A 26,163-nucleotide genomic window follows, 5' to 3' on the forward strand; every position below is an offset into this window, starting at 1 on the left:
GCCCGCACCGTAGCACACCGCCTGTGTTCTATTGGTGCGAGTGAGGCGCACCGTTACGTGCTTTGCAGATTATTAACAATTCTGTAAACTGCTGGCGGTGGACGCGTCCCGGTGGATGACGGGCGTAATGACTTGACTCGCCATAAATAACGACGTCTGACCCGCCGGACAAACAAAACAAGAGGTCATGATGAGTACTGAAATTAAAGCTCAGGTGGTGGTACTTGGCGCGGGCCCCGCAGGTTACTCTGCGGCGTTCCGTTGTGCAGATTTAGGTCTGGAAACGGTATTGGTTGAGCGCTACTCCACGTTGGGTGGTGTTTGTCTGAATGTCGGCTGTATTCCTTCCAAAGCGCTGTTGCATGTCGCGAAAGTTATCGAAGAGGCCAAAGCATTGGCTGAACACGGTATCGTTTTTGGCGAACCGCAGACTGACATCAATAAAATCCGTACCTGGAAAGAGAAAGTCATCAATCAGTTGACCGGTGGTCTGGCTGGTATGGCGAAAGGCCGTAAAGTCAAAGTCGTCAACGGTTTTGGTAAATTTACCGGCCCGAATACGCTGGTCGTAGAAGGCGAAGGTGGCAACACCACGGTAAATTTTGATAATGCCATTATTGCTGCGGGTTCCCGCCCGATCCAACTGCCGTTTATTCCTCATGACGATCCGCGCGTGTGGGATTCGACCGATGCGCTGGAGCTGAAAACTGTTCCTGGCCGTCTGCTGGTCATGGGTGGCGGTATTATCGGCCTGGAAATGGGCACGGTCTATCATGCTCTGGGTTCGCAGATAGACGTTGTGGAAATGTTCGATCAAGTGATCCCCGCAGCCGATAAAGACATCGTTAAAGTATTCACTAAGCGTATCAGCAAGAAATTTAACCTGATGCTGGAAACGAAAGTGACTGCGGTAGAAGCCAAAGAAGATGGCATCTATGTGTCGATGGAAGGCAAAAATGCGCCTGCTGAAGCACAGCGTTATGATGCGGTGTTGGTGGCTATCGGCCGTGTGCCGAATGGCAAGCTGCTGGATGCGGGTCAGGCGGGTGTAGAGGTCGATGAGCGCGGCTTTATCCGTGTGGACAAGCAATTGCGCACTAACGTGCCGCACATCTACGCTATCGGTGACATCGTCGGTCAGCCGATGCTGGCGCACAAAGGCGTACATGAAGGCCATGTTGCCGCTGAAGTGATCTCCGGTAAGAAACACTACTTCGATCCGAAAGTGATCCCGTCTATCGCCTATACCGAGCCGGAAGTGGCTTGGGTCGGTTTGACTGAGAAAGAAGCGAAAGAGAAAGGCATCAGCTACGAAACCGCCGTGTTCCCGTGGGCGGCATCAGGCCGTGCGATCGCCTCTGATTGCGCTGACGGTATGACCAAGCTGATTTTCGACAAAGAAACGCACCGTGTGATCGGTGGGGCGATTGTCGGCACCAACGGCGGTGAACTGTTGGGTGAAATTGGTCTGGCCATTGAAATGGGCTGTGACGCTGAAGACATCGCGTTGACCATTCATGCTCACCCGACGCTGCATGAATCTGTCGGCCTGGCCGCAGAAGTGTTTGAAGGCAGTATTACCGACCTGCCAAACGCCAAAGCGAAGAAGAAATAATTCGTGACTCCGTCGGTATCCGGCGGAGTGCGGCGTATCTTGCTGTTTTCCTCTCTATCCGGCACGTGTTGCCGGATTTTTTTTAACCTTGCTCCCAGAATTTATTTTTCTCCCTATGCTGGATTAAAGAGTGATTTACACTCTGTCACAGCACGGAACATCGCGAATGATCAAAGGGAGGTGCTCATGACGATGTGCATGAAAACGTTCATCATAACGTCCATGAAAAAATTTAGCGTACGTCGTATCCTCAGTACCCTGATGGGATGTCTGGTCAGTTTTTCGCTTATGGCTAATGATACTGCTTACACAACGCGTGCAATCACCGATGACGCGCTACCCACGTTCTACCCGCAACTTAAACAACAGCTTACCTATCCTGACTCCTGGCTGTCCGGGCGTTATCACCACTTTGCCGACTGGCAGAAACACGCCAGACAGCTCGTGCGCGCACAGCTTCTGACGCCAGATTCCCAGCGCGCTTTTTCACCACAGGTTATTGATAATCAGGATAGGGGGGACTATGTCGCCCAGAAAGTGGTGTTTAACCTCACGGATGAGAGTCGGGTGGCGGGGTTAATGCTCGTGCCGAAAACGCCTGCACCACACCCAGCGGTGCTATTACTGCACGATCACGGCGCGAAATTTGATATTGGTAAAGAGAAAATGGTTCGTCCGTGGGGCGATGAGGGCCGTATCGCCTCCGCTACCGCCTGGGCTGAACGCTACTTCTCCGGGCGTTTTGTGGGTGATGAACTGGCCCGGCGAGGTTATGTGGTATTCGCCGTGGACGCACTGGGATTTGGCGACCGAGGGCCGCTGAAATACGAGCAACAGCAGGCGCTGGCCAGTAATTTCTTTAACCTTGGCCGCTCGCTGGCGGGTTTGGTGGCTTATGAAGATACCCGAGCACTGGATTTTTTGGCCTCGTTGCCAGAGGTTGACCCTAAGCGTATCGGCGTACTGGGGTTTTCCATGGGGGCCTATCGCGCCTGGCAACTGGCGGCGTTATCTGATAAAGCGGCGGCCAGCGCCGCCATCGCCTGGATGGGGACGTATGACGGCCTGATGGTGCCTGGCAATAACATCCTGCGTGGTCAGTCATCGTTTTATATGTTGCACCCCGGTTTGCCCGCGCATCTGGATTTTCCTGATGTAGCCAGCATTGCCGCACCACGCCCGATGCTGCTTTTTAACGGTGGTAAAGACCCTTTGTTTAGCCAACCGGTGGTGGAAGAGGCGTATCGGCGTCTGCATCAGGTGTGGCAGTCGCAGCATGCGCAGGCGCAACTGGAAACGCGCATCTGGCCGGATCTGGGGCATGTGTTCTATCAGGAACAGCAAGATGCGGTGTTTCACTGGCTGGATAGCAAACTGGGTGTGTCAGAAGCGCATTCGGGGCGTTCGCGGTGAGGCCCCGACTGGCCCGACTAAGACGATGCGGCTATGAAAGCCAATGCACCAGCGCTGATAGCGACCCCGGTGCGGCCAGCAAGCAGGCCTGGCGTATTTGACGGGCTGGCAGCGTGGGCAGCAGCTTCAGCGTTTGGTCAAGTTTGGCTAGCACGTCAGTCGGCATGGCGGCGGTTTGCTGCCAGCTCACTCTGGCGTTCAGGCTGCTTCCTCCTTTTAGCCACAGGGTGACGTCATGAAAACGCGCATCGGGATTTTGCTCATCTGGCGGTGCATTGGAATCTGGCTGACGTGAGACGCTGCTGGCTAACGTGGCGATATGTTGTTCAACCGGGCTTTCGCTAAAGCGCTCTAAGCGTAATTCACCTTCAATGAGTGCGGCTGCAATCACATATTCCAGACTAAAACGCCCCTCAACACCGGTGCGGGCCTGATGGATAAATGGAGCGGCATCACCACCTGGCGGGAAGGAAACCGTGATTCGCTCAACGGATGCGGCTAACTGCTCAAACGGCAGGTTGGTATGCCGCTGCCACTCAGCCCGTAGTTGAAAGGCGGCTTCGGCGGCGCTGTGTGTACCACCACAGGTAGGATAGCGTTTGAACGTCAACCCTGGCGTCTCAATACGCCACGGGTTGCTCCAGTTGTCTATCAATGCGCTGCTATGGTGTTGACCGTCGCCGTGGGCACTCAGAAAGGCCTCCACCACGCTGTCGTGGTTGCCGTGAAACCCGGCCAATGCTAGCTGAACGGCGCTTAAACCGGCGCGAGCCGCCAGCCCGGCATGCAGTGGCTTCATTGCTGAACCAAATTGCGCACGCAGCCCGGCTCCCTGGGTTGCAGCGATACCGAGCGCGTTTGCTGTCTGCTCGACGGTCGTCCGGCAGGCATGGCACACCGCAGCAGCCGCGGCCAGCGCACCTAGCGTTGCGGTGTTATGGTAGCCAAGGCTGTAGTGGCGCGGCCCGGCGGCTAATCCGAGCCGTCCGGCGGTTTCTATACCGATGACATAAGCGCTGAGAAAATCGGCTTCGGTGAGCGAGCGCTCGCTGGCCAGCGCGAATAAAGCGGGCAAGATAACCGTGCCGGGGTGGCCACGAAAGCTTGAATGAAAGTCATCAAAATCGAGTGCGTGGCCCGCGTAGCCCAGCAGCAGGCTGCGCGTCTGGCTATCGCTGCCCTGATAGACAGACTTCAGCGGGGTAAAGCCGCTATCGACAACCGCGCCATACCAGATGGGCAACACGCAGGCGAGAAAATCGATGACGCCATCGCGGGCAAGATGCTGTGCGTGTGAGTCTGGATGGGTTGTGACAATACGCTCCGCCAGTTGGCGGGTGAGGCTTTCGTGGGCAGACATACTGCTTGTGTGAGCAGAAATAGTGCTTGCGTGAGCAGACATAGTAATAGTGGCTCAGGTCATTTGCTGATGGATAAAAATAAACACAATGCCGCATGGGGCATCATGTACATGGGACATCATGTATAGGCTACGAATCGTTGGTCGCGTCAATTGAAGATAACGGTGAAATCCCTGCGGCTCAAGTCGGTTTAGGTAACGGAGTTCACTGGAGATAGCGCCCTTTTTATCCTTGTTGTTTATGTGGTTTGCCCGGTGGTTGATTTTCATGTCAACTGCTATGCTGGCCTTTATAGCCCATTTACTGAATTACGGGTTGCGCGGCGTGCGCTGGTGTCCCGATATCGTGCTGGTACAGCGCTGTTAAATGAAAGGTATGAGTACGTTGCGTCAACACGGGAACCGAAAATATAAAAATAACCGTGACGGGCAGCTTATTTATGAAATGTTGCTTTAATGTAAACGAATTAACAATCAGTTTGAACTCTGGTATGCTCGATTAGCTGGACTGGGCCGCTGGTTTTGGCTATTCACGCACAGCTCATTCATCAAGATCGGTAATGATCATAAATCATTTGCGTGGCGGGGCCAGTGTAAACGAATCCAATGCCGCTCACTCAAATCGGTGATCGGAGGAGTGACAACCCGGCAAAAACTGATGTTAAAGGCTGATGTTAAAGTGGTTTGTCACGGCCCATCGGGCAGGGTAAAAAAGCCAACGTACCGGCAACGTGAAGTAGGGGAACAACCTGGAACTGAGTGCCGGGCATAATTAGACAATGAGAGCGAGGAGAACGTCGTGCTAGAAGAATATCGCAAGCACGTAGCCGAGCGGGCTGCACAAGGGATCGTACCCAAACCGCTAGAGGCTTCGCAAATGGCGGCATTGGTGGAATTGCTGAAAAATCCCCCCGCCGGAGAAGAAGAATTTTTAGTCGATCTGTTAGTGAACCGCGTTCCGCCTGGTGTTGATGAGGCGGCCTATGTCAAAGCCAGTTTCCTGGCAGCCATCACCAAAGGCGAGACGGTCTCTCCTCTCGTCACTCCTGAAAAAGCCACTGAATTACTGGGCACCATGCAAGGCGGCTACAATATTCAGCCGTTGATCGAGGCGTTAGACAGCCCCACTCTGGCTCCGGTCGCGGCCAAGGCGTTATCGCATACCCTGCTGATGTTCGACAACTTTTACGATGTAGAAGAAAAAGCCAAAGCGGGTAACAGCTATGCACAGCAGGTCGTGAAATCCTGGGCCGACGCTGAATGGTTCCTGTCTCGCGAGCAACTGGCTGAAAAAATTACTGTTACTGTTTTTAAAGTAACAGGGGAAACCAACACCGATGATCTGTCGCCGGCACAAGATGCCTGGTCGCGCCCGGATATTCCGCTGCACGCGCTGGCGATGCTGAAAAACGCTCGCGAGGGCATTGAGCCGGATCAAGCCGGTGCCGTTGGCCCTATCAAACAGATAGACGCGCTGAATAAGAAAGGCTTCCCGCTGGCGTATGTCGGTGATGTGGTGGGGACGGGCTCTTCACGTAAATCTGCCACCAACTCGGTGCTGTGGTTCATGGGGGAAGATATCCCGAATGTGCCAAATAAGCGTGCGGGCGGCGTAGTGCTGGGCGGTAAAATTGCGCCAATCTTCTTTAACACCATGGAAGATGCCGGTGCATTGCCGATTGAAGTGGATGTCACCAAACTGAATATGGGCGATGTGATTGACATCTACCCGTACAAAGGCGAGGTACGTCATCACGAAACCGATGAGCTGTTGGCTAATTTTGAGCTGAAAACCGATGTGCTGCTGGACGAAGTCCGCGCCGGTGGCCGTATTCCACTGATTATCGGTCGTGGTTTGACGGCGAAAGCGCGCGAAGCTCTCGCTTTGCCGCACAGTGACGTTTTCCGTCAGGCGAAAGATGTGGCGCAGAGCGATCGCGGCTTCTCGCTGGCACAGAAAATGGTTGGCCGTGCCTGCGGCGTGGATGGTATTCGTCCGGGCGCTTACTGCGAGCCGAAGATGACGTCAGTGGGGTCGCAAGATACCACCGGCCCGATGACCCGTGATGAGCTGAAAGACTTGGCGTGTCTCGGTTTCTCTGCCGATCTGGTGATGCAGTCTTTCTGTCACACGGCGGCCTATCCGAAACCGGTGGATGTGAACACTCATCACACCCTGCCGGATTTCATCATGAACCGTGGCGGTGTGTCGCTGCGTCCGGGTGATGGCGTCATCCACTCCTGGTTAAACCGCATGCTGTTGCCGGATACCGTCGGCACCGGCGGTGACTCCCATACCCGTTTCCCGATCGGTATCTCTTTCCCGGCGGGTTCTGGTCTGGTGGCGTTTGCTGCTGCAACCGGCGTGATGCCGCTGGATATGCCGGAATCGGTGCTGGTGCGTTTTAAAGGCCAGATGCAGCCGGGCATTACCCTGCGTGATCTGGTGCATGCTATCCCGTATTACGCTATCCAGCAGGGGCTGCTGACCGTTGAGAAGAAAGGTAAGAAAAACATCTTCTCTGGCCGCATTCTGGAAATTGAAGGCTTGCCGGACTTGAAAGTCGAGCAGGCGTTTGAACTGACTGATGCCTCGGCAGAGCGCTCGGCGGCGGGCTGTACCATTAAGCTTAACAAAGAGCCGATCATCGAGTACCTGAACTCGAATATCGTGCTGCTGAAGTGGATGATTGCTGAAGGGTATGGCGACCGTCGCACGCTGGAGCGCCGTATTCAGGGCATGGAAAAATGGCTGGCAGACCCGCAGTTGCTTGAGGCTGATGGCGATGCCGAATATGCCGCAGTGATTGATATCGATCTGAACGAGATCAAAGAGCCGATTCTGTGTGCGCCGAACGATCCTGATGATGCGCGTTTGCTGTCTACCGTGCAGGGCGACAAGATCGATGAAGTGTTTATCGGTTCGTGCATGACCAACATCGGCCATTTCCGTGCCGCAGGCAAACTGTTGGATCAAAACAAAGGTCAGTTACCGACGCGCCTGTGGGTGGCTCCGCCGACCCGTATGGATGCAGCACAACTGACCGAAGAAGGTTACTACAGCGTATTTGGCAAAAGTGGCGCGCGGGTTGAAATCCCCGGTTGCTCGCTGTGCATGGGCAACCAGGCACGTGTCGCTGATGGTTCAACCGTCGTCTCTACTTCGACCCGTAACTTCCCGAACCGTCTGGGCAATGGCGCGAATGTGTATCTGGCGTCTGCCGAGCTGGCCGCTGTGGCCGCTCTGTTAGGGAAACTGCCGACACCGCAAGAGTATCAGGCGTATATGGAGCAGGTAGATAAAACGGCTGTGGATACTTACCGTTATCTCAACTTTGATCAGTTGCAGCAATACGCTGATAAAGCTGACAAGGTGATCTTCCAGACCGCCGTCTAAATCGCTATAGTTCGTCGTAACATAAGGAAGGGAGGCCGTGAGGCCTCCCTTTTTTGCTCTTTTACCACCGAGATGTTTCTCAGGGTGGCATGCTGGAGAACGAATATGGACTATGAATTTTTGCGTGATGTGACCGGGCAGGTCGTCGTGCGCATGTCGATGGGGCATGAAGCCGTCGGCCACTGGCTAAATGAAGAAGTTAAAGGGCAGCAGGGCGTGCTTGATGAAGTCGAGGCTGCGGTACGTGAACTGGCAGGCAGTGAACGCCAGTGGGAGCGGGCTGGCCATGAATATTCACTGTTATTAGACAGTGAAGAGGTGATGGTGCGAGCCAATCAACTGGCGTTTGATACCAGCGAGCTGGAAGAAGGCATGAGTTATTATGATGAAGAGAGCCTGTCGCTGTGCGGGCTGGATGATTTTCTGGCATTGCTGGAAAAATACCGCGCTTTTATTGATAAGGGCTAACGGCGGCTGTGTATGTGTGCGTTGGTCGTTGGGGCCGGTGACGGCAGCCGGTGCTATTTTGCTTGCCTTGTGAACATGTCAGGTTAGCCGGTTGCCGATATATACCCGTCATACTTCAAGTTGCAGGTGCGTTGGCTTTAATGACTCGGCCCACCCTTGGGCCTCGCCCTAAAGGGCCAACGCGTTGCGTTGTTCAACGCGCCTGCGTGTTGTCCTGCAACTCAAATTATTTAGGGTATCAATCTATTACTGTAATCCGATTCGACATAAATCCATTCCTGTAAACCCATTGATTGCTGCCAGTGTGACTCGCGAAGTTATATCATTGTCTCCAATCGTATTAATAGAATGAGACGATGTACCCACCTATCGATTGTGGTGCCAATTTGACTTAGTATGAAATAAGAATATGACTGAGACATAAAAAAAACAGTCAGTGATGAGGTTGGCACCGGAGGCAGTATGAAAAATACCATGACGGTAAAAAAGCAAATTGTGGTTGGTTTTATTATTCCGATTGTTGTCAGTGTGTTGTTGGGTGTTTTAGGGTTGCTGACGATTCGCCATATCAGCTCGATTTTAACTGAAATTAATGATGAAAATAGCGTTAAGCAATTTTATGCGGTGAATTTACGCGGTAGCGTGCATGACCGGTCGATTGCTATGCGTGATTTACTGATTGCCGATAAACAAGAATCTGTTTCTATCATTAATCATATCAATGAATTATCTGATTTCTATCAACAATCAGATACGCGTCTTGATGCCATGTTGCGGAAATCGGATGCGACAGAAAAAGAAAAACAGTTATATAAAAATATTCAGCAATCGGCTAATAAAACCCGGGAAATTATCGAACAGTTGATTCGCCTGCAACGTGACGAAAAAAATGATGCTGCGCGTATTCTTTTATTAAATGAAGGGCGTGCGGCATTTGTACAATGGCTGGCGGACGTGAATGCATTTATAAATGATGAGGCCGCGCAGAATAATCAATTAACGCTTGCAGCCAGAGAAACAGCACGTCATTTTTCGCTGGCGATGCCGGTTATTTTATTTGCGGCAATATTATTGGGCACACTGGCGATGCTGGCGACCCGACGCCGTATTTTCCAGTCGCTGGGGGCGGAGCCTGCCGTGTTATTAGCGATGACCAGAGCGATAGCGTCAGGGAATTTGACGGTCAAAACGGCGATTAATGAAAAGCAGCAATACAGTGTGATGGCCGCCATTGAAACCATGCGCCAGTCATTAATCGCGATTGTGGCACACGTACTCACCAGCGCTGATGGCGTAACCTCAGCCAGTGAGAATATCCGTACAAGCAGCGTAGAGTTATCACAGCGCACCGATACGCAGGCCGTTGCATTGCAGCATACCGCGTCGGCAATGGGGCAGGTGTCGGCATCCGTGCAGGAGAATGCGGCCAATGCCCGGCAAGCGAGCCAGTTATCGGAGAATGCCGCGCATGAAATGCATCAGGGCTATCAGCTGGTGAGCCAAATCGTCAGTACCATGGAGAGTATTAAGCAGCATTCGGACAGCATTTCCTCCATTACCCAAGTGATTGAAGGTATTGCGTTCCAGACTAACATTCTGGCTATCAATGCCGCTGTGGAAGCCGCGCGAGCCGGCGATGTCGGACGGGGGTTCTCCGTTGTGGCAGCGGAAATACGCGCGTTATCGCAGAAGACCACCGCCTCTGCGCATGAGATAAAAAAACTTATCGATGCTTCATCAGACAAGATTGGCACGGGCTATAGCGAAATCAGTCAGGCTGCCGAGGTGATGCAGAAAATTAATCAGTCGGTGGATTTATCGAGTGAGTTTATCAGGAAGATTGCGGATACCTCGGCAGAGCAATCCGTCGCCACGCAGGGCATAGCGCGCTCCCTTGCCGACATGGAGCTCTCGACCCAGCAGAATGCGGCGATGGTCGAGCAAACGGCGACGGAAACCGCTTATCTGGAAACCCATTCACAGCAGCTGAAACAATCTGTCAGCCGTTTTAGCGTGGAGGAGCGGGCGCTAGCCCCTGCGGTTAATGGCGCTGCCCGCTGGCGTGTAATCAGTGGGATAACCCGTCGTATCATCATGTCGCCGCCGTATCGTGGCACAGGCGACCGCAAGCGGCGCAGGGCATCCCTTGCGACGCTTGCCGCTAACGCTGTGTGATTAACCCCCGCACGGCTCACCGCGTTAGAGCGACGCGCCGCCGCAGATAACCAGTTGCTGGCCGGTGATGGCTGATGCCGATGGCGACAGCAGGTAGGCCACCAAATCTGCGACTTCCTGCGGCTGGATAAATCGGCCAATCGGCGGCAGTTTCGGCGGCGAGCTTTGTCTTCCCGGTTGGTTGAGCATCGGTGTTTCGGTGGCACCCGGTGCCACGATATTCACCGTGATGCCGCGTGGCGCGAGCTCTGCCGCCCAGCTTCGCACCATGCCGATCATCGCCGATTTGGTGGCGACGTACTGGCTGCGTCCGGCGGCACCGCTGGCGGTGCGGCTGCCCAGCAGAACGATGCGCCCGCCCTGCGGCAGTTTGTTCACCAGCCGGTCGGCCAGCACTTCCGCCACCTGAATATGCAACTGCCACAACTGCTCGCTGTCGGCGTAGGACAGCGCACCCAGTGTGGCGGCTTTCATCACCCCGGCGGCATGAATCACTGCATCGACGGCGGGCAGGCTGTCCAGCAACGCGCAGAGCGCCGGTGTATCGGTGATATCCAGCGGATAATGCGTGAAGTTCGGATGCTGATGCGCACCGGGCTGGCGCGATAGCCCAATCACTTTCCAGCCCGCTGCCAGCAGCGTGGTGGTAATGGCAGCGCCGATGCCGGAACTGCTGCCGGTGATCACCGCCTGTTTCTGTGCTGACATACGGCTTACCCCTGCGTGTTCAGTAATTCAACCGGTACTTTGAACACCGCTTTTTTCACTGGCGCGGGTTGGTCGTTGATGGCGCACAGCGCCTGATGCGGTTCGCCGGGATAGAAGGTGACGAAATCCCCGGCGGAGAGCCGAATGGCGTGCGGCACCTGCGGCTTATCCAGAATAAACAGATCCGGTTTGCGCTCGGTGGCGGCGCGATCGCCTGCGTCATTCAGGTCGTAGCCGATGATCTCTTCGCCTGCCAGAATCAACTGAATATCGAGAAAACGGCGGTGGAATTCGGTATGGCGTTCGGCTTTCGGCGCAGTCGATACCGTGCCGATAGAGTAAAACCAGTCAACGCCTTCGGGCTGGTATTTGCCTTCCCGCAAGGCGTTTAGCTGTGTGAGCGTGAAGCCGGACAGAATACGAAGCAGTGGTTCAGGCAACGTTGCCAGCGGCAGATGATTCAGATTACCTGCGATCATTAGCGGTTCCTTAGCAAGTAGTGAGCAAATTGAAGGGAGGCGGCGAGAGTCTCCCTGAACGGGAATGAACCGTGCGGCTACCCGCGCCATTTTGTCGGCAACGGGCCAACAAGGTGTGGGTAGCCACTGATTACCTCCCCGGCAACGGGGAGGGGCGGGGAGCGGTATTAGCCTTTGACCCACGCCTCGCTGACGCAGACGTACTTAATCGCCTGGCGGAAGTAGGTAAACGCGATGTGCAGTTTGCCGTCCGGCCCCTGTTTGATGCTGGGGTAGGAGAACTCGCGGTTACGCTTATCCGTCGAGTTATTGGTCATGCAGTAACCGTCACCCACTTCCAGATTGCGCTGCCACGGCCAGGTTTTACCGCCGTCTTCGGAAATCGCCAGCGTCATCGGCGCGCGCGGTGCGCCCCAGAAGGCGCTGCGTCCGGCGGTGATTTCCGGCATTTTGGCCTCGCTCTCTTCTTCATCTTCGATTTCGTCATACAGCGACAGGCGGCGTTCGGTCGCGCCGTCGGCATTCATGGCGTTAAACACCAGTGCCAGATGGCCGTTATCGAGCGTCGTCACCTGAATCGACGAGTTGTTGTTAGGCAGCGTGGTCGCCTCCGGCTCTGACCAGGTTTCCCCGCCGTCGGTGGAGTGGCTGCGGTAGATGAAATCGGCCCAGCGGCTACGGAACAGCGCCAGCAGGGTGCCGTCTTTGAGCAGGGTGATGTTCATGTGTACACAGCCGGTGCTGTTCGGCACCACCGATTCACGCCAGGTTTGCCCCTGATCGCTTGAGATTTTCACCGCGCTGATATCATCGTTGCCGACCCATTTTTCACCCGGCTGGATGCGGCAGTAGAACACCGGCAGCAGCCAGTCGCCGTTGGGCAGCACGGTAATCGGCTGGCGGATAAAGGTGCCGGGCTGCTCCAGCAGCGTGCCAATCTCACCCCAGGTCTCGCCTTGATCCTGCGACTGGCGGTAACGCACGATGGCGGTGTCCTGATTGCCGGATTTCTGTGCGGTGTACAGTAACCACAGTACGCCGTCCGGTGCCAGAAACAGCACCGGGTTCTGTTCGGAGCGAGTCGGGTCGTCGGAGAGCTTGACGGCAGGTGTCCATTGGTTGCTGCCGTTGACCAGTCGCGACAGGTAAATCGAGATGTCCGACACCCCTTCCTGCGTGCCGCCGAACCAGACGCACAGCACATCGCCGTTAGGCAGATGCAGCAGGTTAGACGCATGGTTCTGCGGACATTCTGACGGAATGTAGGCATCAAGACGTTGGTTGTCAGCATCAGCCGGGCGCACCAGGCCGTCGCGTTCGATGGTAATGGTTTCGGTCGTCATGACTACTTAGGCTCCAGAGTGGGGGACGGATGGTTCAGTTTTTTGTCCGGCTTTGGCGGCTTTGTTGGGGATCAGGCGGTCAATCGCCATCACCACCGCCGGTGTTGCCAGGGCAATGTACATATTGTCGATGCCAAATGGGTTGCCCATGATGTACCACACGGATGTCACCACACACGACAAAATCAAACCGGCGTTGACGCCACGGGAACTGCTAAAGAACGGCAGGTAGAAGGCAACCATTGCCACCACGGAAATCGACAGGCGAATGGCACGGGTGAAGAACGACAGTTTCAGCACTTCCGGCACCAGCAGCACGAACACCAGCGGCAGGAAACCGATGATGAGCGAGAACACGCGCGTCATCTTGAACTCTTTTTCTGGCGTCGGTTTGCAGTACGGCACGTAGAAATCTTTCACGATAAGAGATGCAATCGCCAGTGCAACGGTACTCACGCTGATGAAGATAGAGGCGACCAGCGACGTCGTCACCAGGCCTGCCAGCCACGGATTCATGTCCTGCAGGAAGATGGGCAGCGCGTACAGGCTCTTGATTTCCGGGTGGACGAATTTAGCCGCAACACCGATGATGGCAATCGCAATGGCAATCGGCATACAGAACAGGAACGCAATCCAGGTCGCCCGTTTGGCAGATTTCTCATCTTTGGTGGAGGCAATAGCCTGAATCACAAACTGGGTACAGAAAATCGAGCCGATAGTCCCGATAAGCCATGCGCCGATGGTGCTGGCACCGATGCTGCCGTCCCATGTCCAGTAGAATTCCGGCATCTTCTCGACCATCGGCGTGATGCCGCCAGTCATTTTCAGCGCCACGTACAGAATAATCATCACGCCAACGTATTTCAGGCCGCTGTGGATAAGCGTGACGTAAGCAACGCCTTTGATGCCGCCGAAGTAGAAATAGAAGGTACTGACGATAGCGGTAATCAGTGCCGCCACCGGCAGACTGACTTTCAGCACGGTGGAGATGGCCGCCGCGCCGCTGACGTAGTTACCGACGTTCACCAGCAACAGCGCGTAGATCATGATGATGGAGATAATGTTCTTGGTGGTGTTGCCATAACGTTCGGCAATCGCCCCGGAAATGGTGATTTTCCCGGTGTTATAAATCTTTTTCACCAGAATCATGCCAAACAGCAGGAAACCGATGGCGGCGCCAATCACCGACCAGGAGGCGGCGATACCGCTTTCAAAGGCGGCCTGCGAGGTGCCGACGGTCGATTTCGCGCCGATAAATTCGGTCATCAACAGCACGCCGACGATAAACGCGGGCAGCGCGCGTGAGCCTTCCATGAATTCTGCGTTGGAGTTACTGCGCAGGCGCAGCGTCAGCCAGGAGGTAAGGGCAATATAGACAACAATTATCCCGATGATGATAAGTGTGTCTGTCAGATCAAAATGGTTCATGGTTTTCGATCCTGTAGGAGTAAGGGTAAGCGTTCATTCACTCAGCGAACGGTTGAATAATCTGACGAATAGTGTCTTCATCCTGGGCAGAGAACTGGATGGGATAGCGGCTGACGCCGACGTCCTGCCCCATCAGTACCAACGCCTTTTTCACCACCGCAGGTGAGAACGCAACGGCATAAAGCGTTTTGCGCAGCTCGCTCACCTGCTCCTGCGCCTGACGGGAGCCTTCGATGTCACCGGCGTGGAAACGGTGCCAGATTTCGCTAATGGCGCGTGGCGCAACGTTGGCAAGACCAGAAATACAGGCGGAGCAGCCGTCAACGAAGCCTTGATGAATCAGTGAGTCCGGGCCGTTGAGCACATCGCAGCCCGGCATATCTTTTACCGCGCTCAGGAAACCGCTCAGGCTCTCGTAACTACCGGCGCTGTCTTTGATGCCAATAATGTTCGGGTGCTCGGCCAGTACGCGCACCGTTTCCGGTTGCAGCGTATTGCCGGTACGGGCCGGAATGTTGTACATGAACACCGGTACCGGCAGCGCGTCTGCCACTTCCCGGTAATGGGCAATCAGCTCACTTTGCTTGAGCGGCACGAAATACGGCGTAATCACGGAAACGGCATCCACGCCCAGTGCGGCGATGCGTTTGCCGAGCTTGATGGTTTCACGGGTCGAAATTTCACCGATATGTGCCACGACGGGCACTTTTCCGGCGGCTTCGTCCACGCAGGTTTCGGTGACGGCTACTTTCTCGTCGGTGTGCAACACAAAGAATTCACCGTTGGTGCCGTTACAGAAAATGCCGTTGCCGTAGCGCATCTGGCGTTGAACCTGCTGGCGCAGGGCGGTGGGGCTGAATTCCCCCTGATGGTCAAAGGGCGTGACGATCGCGGTCAGAACGCCTTTAATTGGTTTACTCATTGTTATGCCTCGTTATTCATCAACCGTTATATACCCGTCATACCTCACGTTGCCGGCGTGTTGACTGCGTTCGCTCACCCGAATCACGTACCGAAGTAAGCTCATCGGGGTTCACTCTCTCGTCGCCTTCCTGCCACTCGAATTATTTGGGGTATATGTCAACTGTTATGTAGCAAAATCGTTGTTCACTAACCTGCTGTGCGTCCCTGGAAAAGCGCATTAAAACAGGCTTGAGTAGATGGCGTGTACATCGTCGGCGCGTACTGTCGTTGGGACATTCTTCATCAAGCGTTGCACCTGTAACGCCGAGTCCACCAGGTAGGGCAAATCATCCCGGCTAATGCCCAATTGTTGCAGCGATGACGGCAGATTCAGTCGTTTCACCAGCGCGGTGAAGTAATCCACCAGCGCAGCGGCTTTCTGCTCAGTGGAAAGCGACTGGTTGGCGTCTGGCAGCAGGTCATAAGCCTGAGCGAATTTTTCTGCTGCGGCATGTTGCACAAAACGCATACACGGTGCCAATAAAATGGCGTTCGCCACCCCGTGTGGAATGTGGTATTTGCCGCCCAACGGGTAAGACATGGCATGCACCAGATGGGTGCCCGCATGGGCGATGGCCGCGCCACCGTAATAAGACGCCCACAGCATATTCAAGCGCGCTTCCAGATTGCCCGGCTCATTGACGGCTGTTTCGATGTTGGCGAACAGTTTCTTCATGCCGATTAAGGCATAGTTATCCGCTACCGGGTTGGCGATGGTGGCCGTGAAACACTCAATCAGGTGACAGAGCGCATCAATGCCGGTTGAGGCGGCGATGTGCGCTGGCATGCTGGTGGTCAGTTCAGGGATCAGCGCCACATAATCCGGCAGCATCACCGGGGTGATAATGCCCACTTTGGTTTCTTTTTCCGGGATAGCCAGAATCGCGTTGGGCGTGGCTTCGGAACCGGTGCCCGCTGTTGTTGGGATCAGCAACGAAGTGGTGCGACGCGTCGGTTTGCGGCCTTCCAGCAGGCTATCAAGCGTGATGCCTTCTTCGCCAGAGCACAGCAGCGACAGCAGTTTGGCGACGTCCAGTACGCTACCACCGCCGACGCCTATCACCAGATCAGGCTGGGTGGCAGGCAATTGCTGCAAGACTGCCGCCACATCATGCTGGCTCGGCTCTGCCGGTACGTTATCAATGACCGAAAGCTGCGGCACGTGCGTTTTCAACTGGGCCATCAGGGTCTGCACGCCCGTTAAACCGACAATATTCTTGTCCGTGACCAGCAGGACATGCTGCTTGTCGCGCAGCAGGTAACTGAGATCCAACAGTGCCTGATAACCGCTGATAAGAGTGCTGTTGATATTCATACGATGACCTTGTCTTCTCGCCTTTTCACTGCGATGTCAGTGAGATATGAGTGATTTATTTCAATCACATCTTGTGTTTGTGATGGAAATAAATCGTTTTTTCGCATTGTGTGGCTAATTTATAGGTGAAATTGGTTTTGAATAATTTGATATTGCTCACATATAATCAAACGTGATTCAATATAATCAATTTAAGGTTGTCGAACAGAGGGAGAGCGGGCATGTCAGACCGGCGTGAACTGGCCAACGTACGTGAACTGGCCAACGTATTAGTGGTGGCAGATGATTTTACCGGCGCGAATGATGCCGGCGTTGGGCTGGCGCGCAAAGGGGCGCACGTGAGCGTGCTGTTTGATGTGCTGCATATGCATAACGCGCCAGCGGGCGATGCATGGGTTGTCAACACGGATAGCCGGGCGTTATCGGCCCGGCTAGCGGCAGAACGAACCACGCAGGCGGTATCGGCATGGCGGCAACGGGAGGCTGGCGGCTGGATTATCAAAAAGATCGACTCCACGTTACGCGGCAATCCCGGTGCAGAAATTGACGCTGCCTTGACTGCCGCCGGGCTGTCGCTGGCGCTGGTGGCTCCCGCCGCGCCGACGCTTGGCCGCATTACCCGCGATGGCCAGGTGTGGGTATACGGTAAGTTGCTGACCGACACCGAATTCGCCAGCGATCCGAAAACGCCGGTACGCTCGGCGTGCGTGGGGGAGCGGCTGGCCGAGCAGACGCCGCTTGCTCAGGCGCGGCTGTCTTTGCGCGAGGTGCGCGACCAGCAGCTTGCCGCGCGCCTGCAACAGCTCTGCGATAGCGGCGTGCGCCTGGTGGTGCTGGATGCCGAGTCGCAACAGGATCTCGACGCGATTGTACGCGCTGCCGCCCAATTGCCGGAAAAACCGCTGTTGGCGGGCTCCGCCGGGATGAGTGATGCGCTGGCGCGGCAGTTGACGCTGCGGTCCCCGTGCCGGGCGCTGCTGGCGGTCGTCGGTTCGATGAGCGAAATCGCTCAATTACAGATTCAGGCTGCCAGCCAGCGTGCGGATGTCACGCTGCTGGAGGTGGATATCGACAGCGTATTGGCGGGGGATGAGGGCATAGCGCAAACCGTCGCGCAGGCAACGGCCTCATTAAGCCACGGTCAGCACTGCATCGTGCGTACCTGCCATAACAACAATCAGCGGTTTGAGGTAGAGCGCTTATGTCAGCGCCACGGCATGAACCGTCAGCAATTGGGGGATGCCATTAGTCAACGGCTGGGTGAACTGACGCGGCAGATAGTGCAGCGCCAGCGACCGGGCGGGCTCTATTTATCGGGCGGGGATATTGCGATAGCGGCAGCCAATGCGCTGCACGCCAACGGATTTCGCATTCTGGGGCAAATTGCCGGTTGCGTTCCCTGGGGACGCCTGCAAGACAGCCTGGCAGGAGATATCCCTGTGATGACGAAAGCGGGCGGGTTTGGCGATGACGCCACCCTGCTACATGTTTTGCGTTTTATTGAGGAGAGTGCGTGTGAGTAAAATTATTGCGGTAACAATGGGCGACCCGGCAGGCATTGGCCCTGAAATCATCATTAAGGCGCTGGCTGAAGGTGAGTTATCTGGCGCATCGGCAGTGGTGGTGGGCTGCGTACAGACGCTGCGCCGTATTCTGGCATTAGGCGTAGTGCCGCAGGTGGAGCTCAATGAAATTGCGCGTCCTGCCGATGCGCGTTTCGCGCCCGGCGTGATTAACGTGATTGATGAGCCGCTGGCCGATCCTGACAACCTCAAGCAAGGGGTGGTACAGGCGCAGGCGGGCGATTTGGCCTATCGCTGCGTGAAACGTGCGACTGAGCTGGCGATGGCGGGTGAAGTCCATGCCATTGCCACCGCACCGCTCAATAAAGAAGCGCTGCACTCCGCCGGGCATCTCTATCCGGGGCATACCGAGTTGCTGGCGAAGCTGACCAACAGCCGCGATTACGCCATGGTGCTCTATACCGACAAACTCAAAGTGATTCACGTCACCACCCATATTGCGTTGCGTAAATTCCTGGACACGCTGAACCGCGATCGGGTGGAAACCGTGATTGCCATGGCCGATACCTTCCTCAAACGTGTCGGCTATCAGGCTCCGCGCATTGCGGTTGCCGGGGTGAACCCGCATGCCGGTGAGAACGGTTTGTTTGGCGATGAGGAAATCAAGATTGTCGGCCCGTCCATCGAGGCGATGAAAGCCAAAGGTATCGATGCCTACGGCCCGTGCCCGCCGGACACCGTTTACCTACAGGCTTATGAAGGTCAATACGACATGGTGGTGGCGATGTATCACGATCAAGGACACATTCCGCTGAAGCTATTGGGCTTCTATGATGGCGTGAATATCACGGCCGGGCTGCCGTTTATTCGCACCTCAGCCGATCACGGCACGGCCTTTGATATCGCCTGGACAGGTAAAGCGAAGCCTGAGAGTATGGCCGTTTCGATTAAACTGGCGATGCAATTAGCCTGATAACAAACAAGCCTGATAACAAACAAGCCTGATAACGAACGAGCCTGATAGCGAGCGCTGACAGCGCGGGGCGTTTGTCGGCAAACGCGCTTATCCGGCCAGTGTCAGACGGTAGTGACGCCTGCCTCGTCGCCTTTTTGTGAAGGCAAAAGAGGCAGGCTTGATGCCTGATATGGCATAATCCTCCCCTGTCAGCCGTGAAAGGCATCGCCAGTCGCAGTAAAATGTTGCCAGTCGCGGTAAGGCGTTGTCGGTGGCGGTAAGGTGTTGCCGGTGGCGAGAGAGCAAGGAACCTGTTAATGAGGTCGTGGGGCATAGATTGACTGATACGTTGCGTATAACCGGAGAGCGAGTGAAAGGGCAGAGCCGTCTTGATCAGATTCTGGATTATCTGAAAAGTCATAATCTGGTGACGGTGGATGAGCTGGTGACGGTCATTGATGCTTCTCCTGCGACTATCCGGCGCGATTTGATAAAACTCGACGAACAGGGGGTTATCAGCCGCAGCCACGGTGGGGTGACGCTCAACCGTTTTATCCCTTCCCAGCCCACCACCAATGAAAAATTACAGCGTAGCCTGGCAGAGAAGCAGGCGATAGCGCGACAGGCGGCTGCGCTGGTGAAACCGGGCAATGCCGTGGTGCTGGATGCGGGCACGACGATGCTGGAACTGGCGCGTAATTTGACCCACTTGCCGCTGCGCGTGATTACCGCTGATTTGCAAATTGCGCTGTTTTTGTGTGAGTTCAAGCAAATCGAGGTGACGATTATCGGCGGGCGCATTGATGACAGCAGCCAGTCTTGTATCGGCGAGCACGGGCGTCGCCTGCTGCGCAGCGTCTATCCTGATATTGCTTTTATCAGCTGTAACTCGTGGAGTCTGGAGAAGGGCATTACCACGCCAACCGAGGAAAAAGCTGGGATCAAGCAGGATCTTGGTGCCAATGCCAGTCGCCGGGTATTACTGGCCGACAGCAGTAAATACGGCGCTTATTCGCTGTTTTGCGTGTCGCCGTTGTCTGAATTGACCGATATTATTACCGATAGCGCGTTACCGGCCGAGGTGGAGCGCCAGCTGCGCGCCCAGCCGTTGGAACTGCAATTGGTGACGGTAACAGGCCGCTGATCTGCGGCCTTTTTCCGCTGTATCTCACTCGCTGTTTCCCGCCGTTTTCTGTTTTCCACTCTCTGTTTTCCACTCTCCATTTTCCACGGTCTATTTTTCACCGTCTATTTCTCACTCTTTCTCGCTCCTCTACCCTATGCGGTTGGGATTATGCGCCGGGTGACGTTCGTTGCCTGAAATCGATATATAAAACGCTGATTCAGTTGTGTCACGATGCCGGTTCACTCATCAGGCCATCAGGAGAGGTGTATGGGGATCACCCGTTTGAATCACGCTGTTTTATATGTATCGGATGTGGAAAAAAGCACCGCGTTCTACCGTGATGTGCTGGGGTTTCGCCCAAAGCCGGGTGGCCGTCAGGCAGTATTTACCCAGGCGGCAGAATCGGATAACGACCATGATCTGGCGCTGTTTGCGAAAAATCAGGGGCAGCAGCGGGCGGGGGTGTTTCGCGCGCGCGGCGAGCAACCCGGCGAGCATGAACCCCCCGCCGGGCTTTACCATCTGGCGTGGGAGGTTGATTCGCTGCACGAGTTAAAGCGCATTCGCGACACGCTGGCGCAAGAGGGGCGTTTAGGGCTGGAGGAAGATCACGGCGTGCATAAAAGCGTGTACGGACATGACCCGGATGGCCTGCTGTTTGAGATAACCTGGTTTATTCCTGCCAATCAACTGACGGCGGCAGATAGTGACGCCCAAGGCATTCAGCCGCTGGATTTCGATAAAGAACTGGCGCGTTTTGGGTAAGCCGGGATGATGAGCATAGGCTGAGGGTTCTCAGCCTATGTGCTGCTTATTTATGCTACTTATTTATGCCATTTATTTATCCCATTTGGCTTTGGGCGGCTGATAAGACAGCGCTTTGTCCAGCACCGCTTCGGGGCTGTCTGAAACGATAAGCATGTCGAGATAATCCTGCTTCATGAAGCCATCGCGCACGGTACGGGCGATAAAATCGATAAAGCCGTCATAGTAGCCGTTGACGTTAAACAGGATGCAGGCTTTATGGTGCAGGCCCAGTTGCGCCCAGGTCCACTGTTCGATGATTTCTTCCAGCGTACCGGCACCGCCCGGCAACGCGATGAACACATCGGCCAGTTCAGCCATTTTCGCTTTGCGCTCATGCATGTCTTCTGTGATAACCAGTTCAGTGAGCGTCGGGTGCGCCAGTTCTTTATTCACCAGGTGCTTAGGGATAACTCCGGTTATGTGGCCGCCATAGGCCAGCGCGGTATCCGCCACCAGCCCCATCAGGCCCACCTTCCCGCCGCCGTAAACAATACCGGCGTTCTGGCTGACCAGATAACGGATGAGAGATTGCGTCTGTTGCTGATAAATCGCGTTGTTACCGAGAGCTGAACCGCAAAATACGCCGAACTTCAACATAGTATTCCTTCTGTAACCTGAGTTTATCGATGCTGTCTGTCAGATGACGGCAGGAGCGAGTGGGGTAGACCTTCGCTCGATTAACCAGAGCGTTATCGCGCCATCAGCATAATCGAAACGGCGATGAGGGGCTATCGAACGATAATCAGAACGCAGGGGGCAAAACGCGGTGCGGCGACATGGCGAGGCAGGCGGACTGCCCGGCGATACCGGGCAGCCTGCTGGCTTACTTCATACCGGCAGCCAGGGTGTCAACATTGTGCTTAAAGGCAGCGGTGTAGGTCGCGGCCGGGCCACTGGCATCCGTCAGCGCCTCTGGGTACAGTTCGCCGCCCGGCTGTGCGCCGCTGGCGTCAGCGATTTGTTTCACCAGACGCGGGTCGGTCTGGTTTTCGATGAAATAGAGCTTAACCTGCTCCTGTTTTATCTGGGTGATGAGCTTCGCGACGGTTTTGCTGCTGGCCTGTGATTCGGTAGAGTAGCCCACCGGTGAGAGGAAACGTACGCCATAAGCGGCGGCAAAGTACCCGAAAGCGTCGTGGCTGGTCAGCACTTTGCGTTTGTCCTTCGGGATTGCGGCGAACGTTTGTGTGGCGTAGTCATCCAACTGTTGTAACTGTTGAATATAGCGATCGCCTTGCTGACGATACTCATTGGCGTGCTGCGGGTCTGCTTTTACCAGCGCCTCGACGATATTATGGGCGTAGCTGATGCCGTTTTTCATGCTGTTCCAGGCATGCGGGTCGGTGACGGTTTTCCCATCCTCTGCCATTTTCAGCGTGTGAATGCCGTGGCTTGCCGTTATCACTTCGCCTTTGTAACCAGAGGCTTTAATCAGGCGATCCAGCCAGCCTTCCAGCCCAAGGCCGTTAACGAACACGAGATCCGCCTGTGACAGCGTTTTGCTGTCTTTGGGGGAGGGCTCGAACTCATGCGGGTCGCCATTGGGTTTGACCAGCATGGTGACATCGACGTATGCGCCGCCGATTTGGCTGACCATATCGCCCAGCACAGAAAAACTGGCAACCACATTCAATGCCTTGGCCATCGCCATAGGGCTTAACAGCAAACCGGCCAGTAGTACAGTCAATACAGAACGTTTCATTTTCTCTTCCCTCTCAGTGAGTCGTAGTGCGACCTGTGCGTAACATGCCGCCATTGGAACCAAACAGAACCGAAAAACAGAACAACAGCGTGGTGGTGAGGATGACCGCCGGGCCTGCGGGCAAATCGGCATAGTAAGACCAGATAAGCCCGACCAGGCTGGCTGTAGCACCGATAACAACGGCGAGCGCCAGCATCACCGGCAGGCGGCGGCTCCAGAAACGGGCACAGGCGGCAGGCAGCATCATCATGCCGACGGCCATCAATGTGCCAAGGAGCTGAAATCCGGCGACCAGATTCAGTACCACCAGTGACAGAAACACCCCGTGAATCATCGCGCGCGCGCGGTGTGACAGCAGGCGCATGAAGGTGACATCAAACGATTCAATCACCAGTGCCCGATAGATAACCGCCAGTATCAGCACCGAGGCGGAACTGATAGCGCCAATGGTGATAAGGGCCTCAGCATCAATTGCCAGTATCGAGCCAAACAGCACATGCAGCAGGTCAACGCTTGAGCCGCGCAGCGACACCAGCGTGACGCCGAGCGCCAGTGAGCCGAGGTAAAAGCCCGCGAAGCTGGCATCCTCTTTTAGCTCGGTGCGGCGGCTGACCACCCCGGAGAGCATGGCAACGGAGAGCCCGGCAATAAAACCGCCGATGCCCATTGCCAGCAGCGACATACCAGAAATCAGGTAGCCGATGGCCACACCGGGCAGCACCGCATGAGAGAGCGCATCGCCTATCAAACTCATACGACGCAACAGCAAAAAGCAGCCGAGCGGCGCGGCACTGAGCGTTAACGCCAGACAGCCGACCAGCGCGCGGCGCATGAAGCCAAAATCGCTAAACGGTGTGGTTAGCAGTTCGAGCCACATCATGTCACCTGCCTTAGCGCCGGGCGCCGGGCCTGTTCCAGCGGCGGCGTGGCGGCAGCGTTAGCCGCCAGAACCGATGAGCCATCGCCCCAGCGATGGCTGCCTGGGTGCAGCATCAGTACCTGAGGAAAGTGAGTCCTTACCTGCTCAAGATCGTGCAGTACCGCCAAAATGGTACGCCCTTGCTGATGTAACTGGTGGATGGTCGCCAGCAACAACTGAGTGGTGTGTTCATCAATGCCGGTAAACGGCTCATCCAGCAAAATGACCGGTGATTGCATCACCAGCAGTCTGGCAAACAGCACCCGTTGCAGTTGGCCGCCTGACAGCGTGCCGATCGGTGCGTGCACGGCCTCGGCCATGCCGACGGTGTGAAGCGCCTGCTGCGCATGTTGACGCCAGGTGCCGCTGATGCGGCCAAGTAAACCGCAATGCGGCACACACCCCATCAGCACCAGATCGCTGACGCTAAGAGGAAATTGCCTGTCAAACTCACTGAGCTGCGGCAGATAGCCAAGCGAGCGGCGCGCCTGTGGCGCCATACAGAAATGGCCTGACAGCGCAGGCAACAGCCCGGCGAGTGTTTTCAATAAGGTGGATTTACCCGAGCCGTTGGCACCGATAATTGCCGTGAGCGAGCCGTGTTCAAAGCAGCCATCAAGCGTGCCGAGCGGCTGACCGGAATAGCCGAACGTCAGTGAATGCAGTGCAATCATGCCAGCGCCACCGCCCAGCCAATCAATCCCCACAGTAACAACAACATCATGCCAGCCAGCCCCAGACGGGCGACGGCAGAAAACGCGTAAAGACTGGTCACAGTATCCTCCGATTAATCATCATATGTTATAACATAACAATTATGAGCGGGGGAATCAGAGGTAAAAAAGTGTGTCCGGCTGGCGGCAGAGCGGGATGTACGCTGACGACTGGCGTTGTGCCGTCGTCATGGCGTCTGGCAAAGAAGGGGCAAAGGCCAAAGATCAAGCATATTGCGCAGGCGTGGGGCAGTAAAACCGGGAGATTTTTAGCCGGGCGCTGCGTCTTCAGGGTAGAGCGCGTAGCCATGTACGGCGAGAAGGCGCGCGCCGTCCAGCGCGTCGCCGCTCGGCGGCGATAAGCGCTGTTGCCACGCTGGCGACAACCAGGGGCGGATGTGCAGGCCAATACTGCCCATCAGCGACAGGCGTGGCAGCGAATGGCGTGACACCGCCGCCAGCAGCGCTTCAATTTCGTGGGCGGTGTGTTGCAGCAGTGCGGTGGCCTGCGCGTCACCCTGACGGGCGCAATCAAATACGGCAGGCGCGAACCGGGCGTAGTCTCCCGGCTGGGCCTGTTGGAGCCACTGCTCTGCATCCTGTTGATTGTCAAAGGGAAGGGCGTGTTGTTGACTGAGCGCAGACGGTGCCGCCCAGCCCTGTCTGACGCCCCATAAATATTGCAATGCCGCAAGGCCAAGACGCGCCCCGCTGCCTTGATCGGAAATCGGGAATTCGTGGCCGCCATAGGCGGTGATGGTACACGGTTGCCATGCCAGTGCGCAGGAGCCCGTACCGGCTATCACCACACCGGCTTCTTTACCCTGGTTCACTGCAAGACAAGCGCCCAGCGCATCGGTATTGAGCACTTGCGAGGCATAGCCGTGCGGCAACGCCAGAAACGCCTGATAAGCGCTGCGATGCTCGGCACCAGCCAGCGCCAGCCCGACATGCAGGCGCGCAGCGTCCGCTGTACTCAAGCCGCTGTGTCGCAGCGCCTGATGCAGCGCGTCATCCACCGACTGGCGCACAGCGGCAACGCCAAGCAGCAGGTTGGCGCGTCCCCCGACACCCTGACCGAGCGGGGTGCCATCCGCGCAATAAAGACGCGCCCGGCACCCGGTGCCGCCGCCATCGACCCCGGCATACAGCGGCGCGCGTGCGTTATCGTTACTGCTCATTCACGGAACTCCCGGTGGTTATCGTCGCTCAGTGCCGCCAAACAGCAGGCGCACAGCGGCCCACTGAGCCAAACCTGTTGCGCCTGTTGCGCCCTTGCAACATCCAGCAAATGCTGTAGTTCCTGGGTACTCTGTTTGAGCAGCCGTTGGGCGAGCGGGTCGTGCGGGTGGGCCAGAATATCGGCGGCCAGTGCCGCATAATCAGCGGCACGCGCCTGTTTTGACCAGTCCACCACCTGCTCGATATGGCCGGAGAAATGGCGAAAGAGTTGCTCTGCCAGCGGTGTCGAAGGGGTGATGCCTTCAACCGCCTGCAACATGGCCTGTACGCCAGACAGCCCCAGACGAGCCAGGCTCGCCGGGTCGCCGAGCGGAAACAGGCCGCCGCCGTAGCAGTGCAACGTGCCCGGTTGCCAGTGCAACAGCCGGGTGAACGCGCCGCTCACCAGCAACCAGCGCGAAGTATCCGGCCAGTGCCGCTGACAGTGTTCATGTTCTGCCTGCCGGTCGAACGGAGTATCACCGTCAATCGCGACAGACATGAGCGCAAGTTTCATCCCGGCGTGACTCCGC

The 26,163-nt window shown here is 55.9% G+C and carries 22 protein-coding genes; 9 read left to right on the forward strand and 13 right to left on the reverse strand.

Going from position 1 to position 26,163, the window contains the following annotated elements; translation table 11 throughout:
* The first annotated feature begins 190 nt into the window (after nucleotides 1-190).
* Together lpdA and O1Q98_RS14765 are read left to right on the forward strand one after the other, a co-directional pair.
* Complete coding sequence (gene lpdA / locus O1Q98_RS14760) at nucleotides 191-1,615, forward strand: dihydrolipoyl dehydrogenase (RefSeq protein WP_125260632.1); 1,425 nt, start codon at nucleotides 191-193, stop codon at nucleotides 1,613-1,615.
* 198 nt (nucleotides 1,616-1,813) lie between these two features.
* Nucleotides 1,814-3,028: a dienelactone hydrolase family protein gene (locus O1Q98_RS14765; protein ID WP_416232430.1), complete on the forward strand. Its 1,215-nt coding sequence runs from the start codon at nucleotides 1,814-1,816 to the stop codon at nucleotides 3,026-3,028.
* Nucleotides 3,029-3,059: 31 nt separating this feature from the next.
* On the opposite strand, the gene O1Q98_RS14770 is transcribed toward O1Q98_RS14765, so the two are convergent.
* Complete coding sequence (locus O1Q98_RS14770) at nucleotides 3,060-4,388, reverse strand: MmgE/PrpD family protein (protein ID WP_125260631.1); 1,329 nt, start codon at nucleotides 4,386-4,388, stop codon at nucleotides 3,060-3,062.
* Nucleotides 4,389-5,187: 799 nt separating this feature from the next.
* Here O1Q98_RS14770 and acnB point away from each other — a divergent pair.
* From acnB to O1Q98_RS14785, 3 genes are all read left to right on the forward strand, one after another.
* Nucleotides 5,188-7,785 carry a bifunctional aconitate hydratase 2/2-methylisocitrate dehydratase gene (acnB, locus tag O1Q98_RS14775; RefSeq protein WP_125260630.1) on the forward strand — a complete coding sequence of 866 codons (2,598 nt, stop codon included), beginning with the start codon at nucleotides 5,188-5,190 and terminating at the stop codon, nucleotides 7,783-7,785.
* A gap of 105 nt (nucleotides 7,786-7,890) precedes the next feature.
* Nucleotides 7,891-8,253, forward strand: coding sequence for a YacL family protein (locus O1Q98_RS14780; RefSeq protein WP_125260629.1), 363 nt, complete (start codon nucleotides 7,891-7,893; stop codon nucleotides 8,251-8,253).
* 462 nt (nucleotides 8,254-8,715) lie between these two features.
* Nucleotides 8,716-10,428, forward strand: a complete 1,713-nt coding sequence (locus O1Q98_RS14785) for a methyl-accepting chemotaxis protein (protein ID WP_278142103.1) — start codon at nucleotides 8,716-8,718, stop codon at nucleotides 10,426-10,428.
* A 24-nt stretch (nucleotides 10,429-10,452) separates the two neighbouring features.
* Here the strand turns inward: O1Q98_RS14785 and O1Q98_RS14790 are convergent, their stop codons facing one another.
* The 6 genes from O1Q98_RS14790 to O1Q98_RS14815 all read right to left on the reverse strand — a co-directional run bounded on the left by O1Q98_RS14790 (nucleotide 10,453) and on the right by O1Q98_RS14815 (nucleotide 16,664).
* The gene (locus O1Q98_RS14790; RefSeq protein ID WP_125260627.1) at nucleotides 10,453-11,136 is read right to left on the reverse strand and encodes an SDR family NAD(P)-dependent oxidoreductase; all 684 of its coding nucleotides are present in this window, start codon (nucleotides 11,134-11,136) and stop codon (nucleotides 10,453-10,455) included.
* Nucleotides 11,137-11,141: 5 nt separating this feature from the next.
* Nucleotides 11,142-11,615 (reverse strand): NanQ anomerase/TabA/YiaL family protein, encoded by a 474-nt coding sequence (locus O1Q98_RS14795; RefSeq protein ID WP_125260626.1) that lies wholly within the window; start codon nucleotides 11,613-11,615, stop codon nucleotides 11,142-11,144.
* 167 nt (nucleotides 11,616-11,782) lie between these two features.
* A complete protein-coding gene (locus O1Q98_RS14800) occupies nucleotides 11,783-12,958 on the reverse strand; it encodes a sialidase family protein (protein ID WP_125260625.1) in 1,176 nt (391 codons plus the stop codon).
* Between the two features lie 6 nt (nucleotides 12,959-12,964).
* Entirely contained in the window at nucleotides 12,965-14,386 is a 1,422-nt protein-coding gene (locus O1Q98_RS14805) for a sodium:solute symporter family protein (RefSeq protein WP_125260624.1), read from the reverse strand.
* 37 nt (nucleotides 14,387-14,423) lie between these two features.
* Entirely contained in the window at nucleotides 14,424-15,308 is an 885-nt protein-coding gene (locus O1Q98_RS14810; RefSeq protein WP_125260623.1) for a dihydrodipicolinate synthase family protein, read from the reverse strand.
* A gap of 219 nt (nucleotides 15,309-15,527) precedes the next feature.
* A complete protein-coding gene (locus tag O1Q98_RS14815) occupies nucleotides 15,528-16,664 on the reverse strand; it encodes an iron-containing alcohol dehydrogenase (RefSeq protein WP_125260622.1) in 1,137 nt (378 codons plus the stop codon).
* Nucleotides 16,665-16,885: 221 nt separating this feature from the next.
* Between O1Q98_RS14815 and dtnK the strand changes: the two genes are divergently transcribed.
* The 4 genes from dtnK to O1Q98_RS14835 all read left to right on the forward strand — a co-directional run bounded on the left by dtnK (nucleotide 16,886) and on the right by O1Q98_RS14835 (nucleotide 21,033).
* Entirely contained in the window at nucleotides 16,886-18,187 is a 1,302-nt protein-coding gene (gene dtnK, locus O1Q98_RS14820) for a D-threonate kinase (RefSeq protein ID WP_416232429.1), read from the forward strand.
* Nucleotides 18,180-19,160 carry a D-threonate 4-phosphate dehydrogenase gene (locus tag O1Q98_RS14825; RefSeq protein ID WP_125260621.1) on the forward strand — a complete coding sequence of 327 codons (981 nt, stop codon included), beginning with the start codon at nucleotides 18,180-18,182 and terminating at the stop codon, nucleotides 19,158-19,160. Before dtnK ends, O1Q98_RS14825 begins: the two co-directional genes overlap by 8 nt.
* A gap of 307 nt (nucleotides 19,161-19,467) precedes the next feature.
* Nucleotides 19,468-20,286 (forward strand): DeoR/GlpR family DNA-binding transcription regulator, encoded by an 819-nt coding sequence (locus O1Q98_RS14830; RefSeq protein WP_125260620.1) that lies wholly within the window; start codon nucleotides 19,468-19,470, stop codon nucleotides 20,284-20,286.
* Nucleotides 20,287-20,535: 249 nt separating this feature from the next.
* Nucleotides 20,536-21,033, forward strand: a complete 498-nt coding sequence (locus O1Q98_RS14835; protein WP_125260619.1) for a VOC family protein — start codon at nucleotides 20,536-20,538, stop codon at nucleotides 21,031-21,033.
* A 72-nt stretch (nucleotides 21,034-21,105) separates the two neighbouring features.
* Here the strand turns inward: O1Q98_RS14835 and O1Q98_RS14840 are convergent, their stop codons facing one another.
* The 6 genes from O1Q98_RS14840 to O1Q98_RS14865 form a co-directional block, all read right to left on the reverse strand.
* Nucleotides 21,106-21,672 carry an LOG family protein gene (locus O1Q98_RS14840; RefSeq protein WP_125260618.1) on the reverse strand — a complete coding sequence of 189 codons (567 nt, stop codon included), beginning with the start codon at nucleotides 21,670-21,672 and terminating at the stop codon, nucleotides 21,106-21,108.
* A gap of 226 nt (nucleotides 21,673-21,898) precedes the next feature.
* A complete protein-coding gene (locus tag O1Q98_RS14845; RefSeq protein ID WP_125260617.1) occupies nucleotides 21,899-22,777 on the reverse strand; it encodes a metal ABC transporter substrate-binding protein in 879 nt (292 codons plus the stop codon).
* 13 nt (nucleotides 22,778-22,790) lie between these two features.
* Nucleotides 22,791-23,657, reverse strand: a complete 867-nt coding sequence (locus tag O1Q98_RS14850) for a metal ABC transporter permease (protein WP_125260616.1) — start codon at nucleotides 23,655-23,657, stop codon at nucleotides 22,791-22,793.
* Nucleotides 23,654-24,370, reverse strand: coding sequence for a metal ABC transporter ATP-binding protein (locus O1Q98_RS14855; RefSeq protein ID WP_125260615.1), 717 nt, complete (start codon nucleotides 24,368-24,370; stop codon nucleotides 23,654-23,656). Before O1Q98_RS14855 ends, O1Q98_RS14850 begins: the two co-directional genes overlap by 4 nt.
* Nucleotides 24,371-24,678: 308 nt before the next feature.
* Complete coding sequence (locus O1Q98_RS14860) at nucleotides 24,679-25,590, reverse strand: glucosamine kinase nucleotide-binding domain-containing protein (RefSeq protein WP_125260614.1); 912 nt, start codon at nucleotides 25,588-25,590, stop codon at nucleotides 24,679-24,681.
* The gene (locus O1Q98_RS14865; protein ID WP_125260613.1) at nucleotides 25,587-26,147 is read right to left on the reverse strand and encodes a glucosamine kinase; all 561 of its coding nucleotides are present in this window, start codon (nucleotides 26,145-26,147) and stop codon (nucleotides 25,587-25,589) included. Before O1Q98_RS14865 ends, O1Q98_RS14860 begins: the two co-directional genes overlap by 4 nt.
* Between the last annotated feature and the right edge of the window lie 16 nt (nucleotides 26,148-26,163).

Source organism: Dickeya lacustris, assembly GCF_029635795.1.
GTDB classification, from domain to species: Bacteria; Pseudomonadota; Gammaproteobacteria; order Enterobacterales; family Enterobacteriaceae; genus Dickeya; species Dickeya lacustris.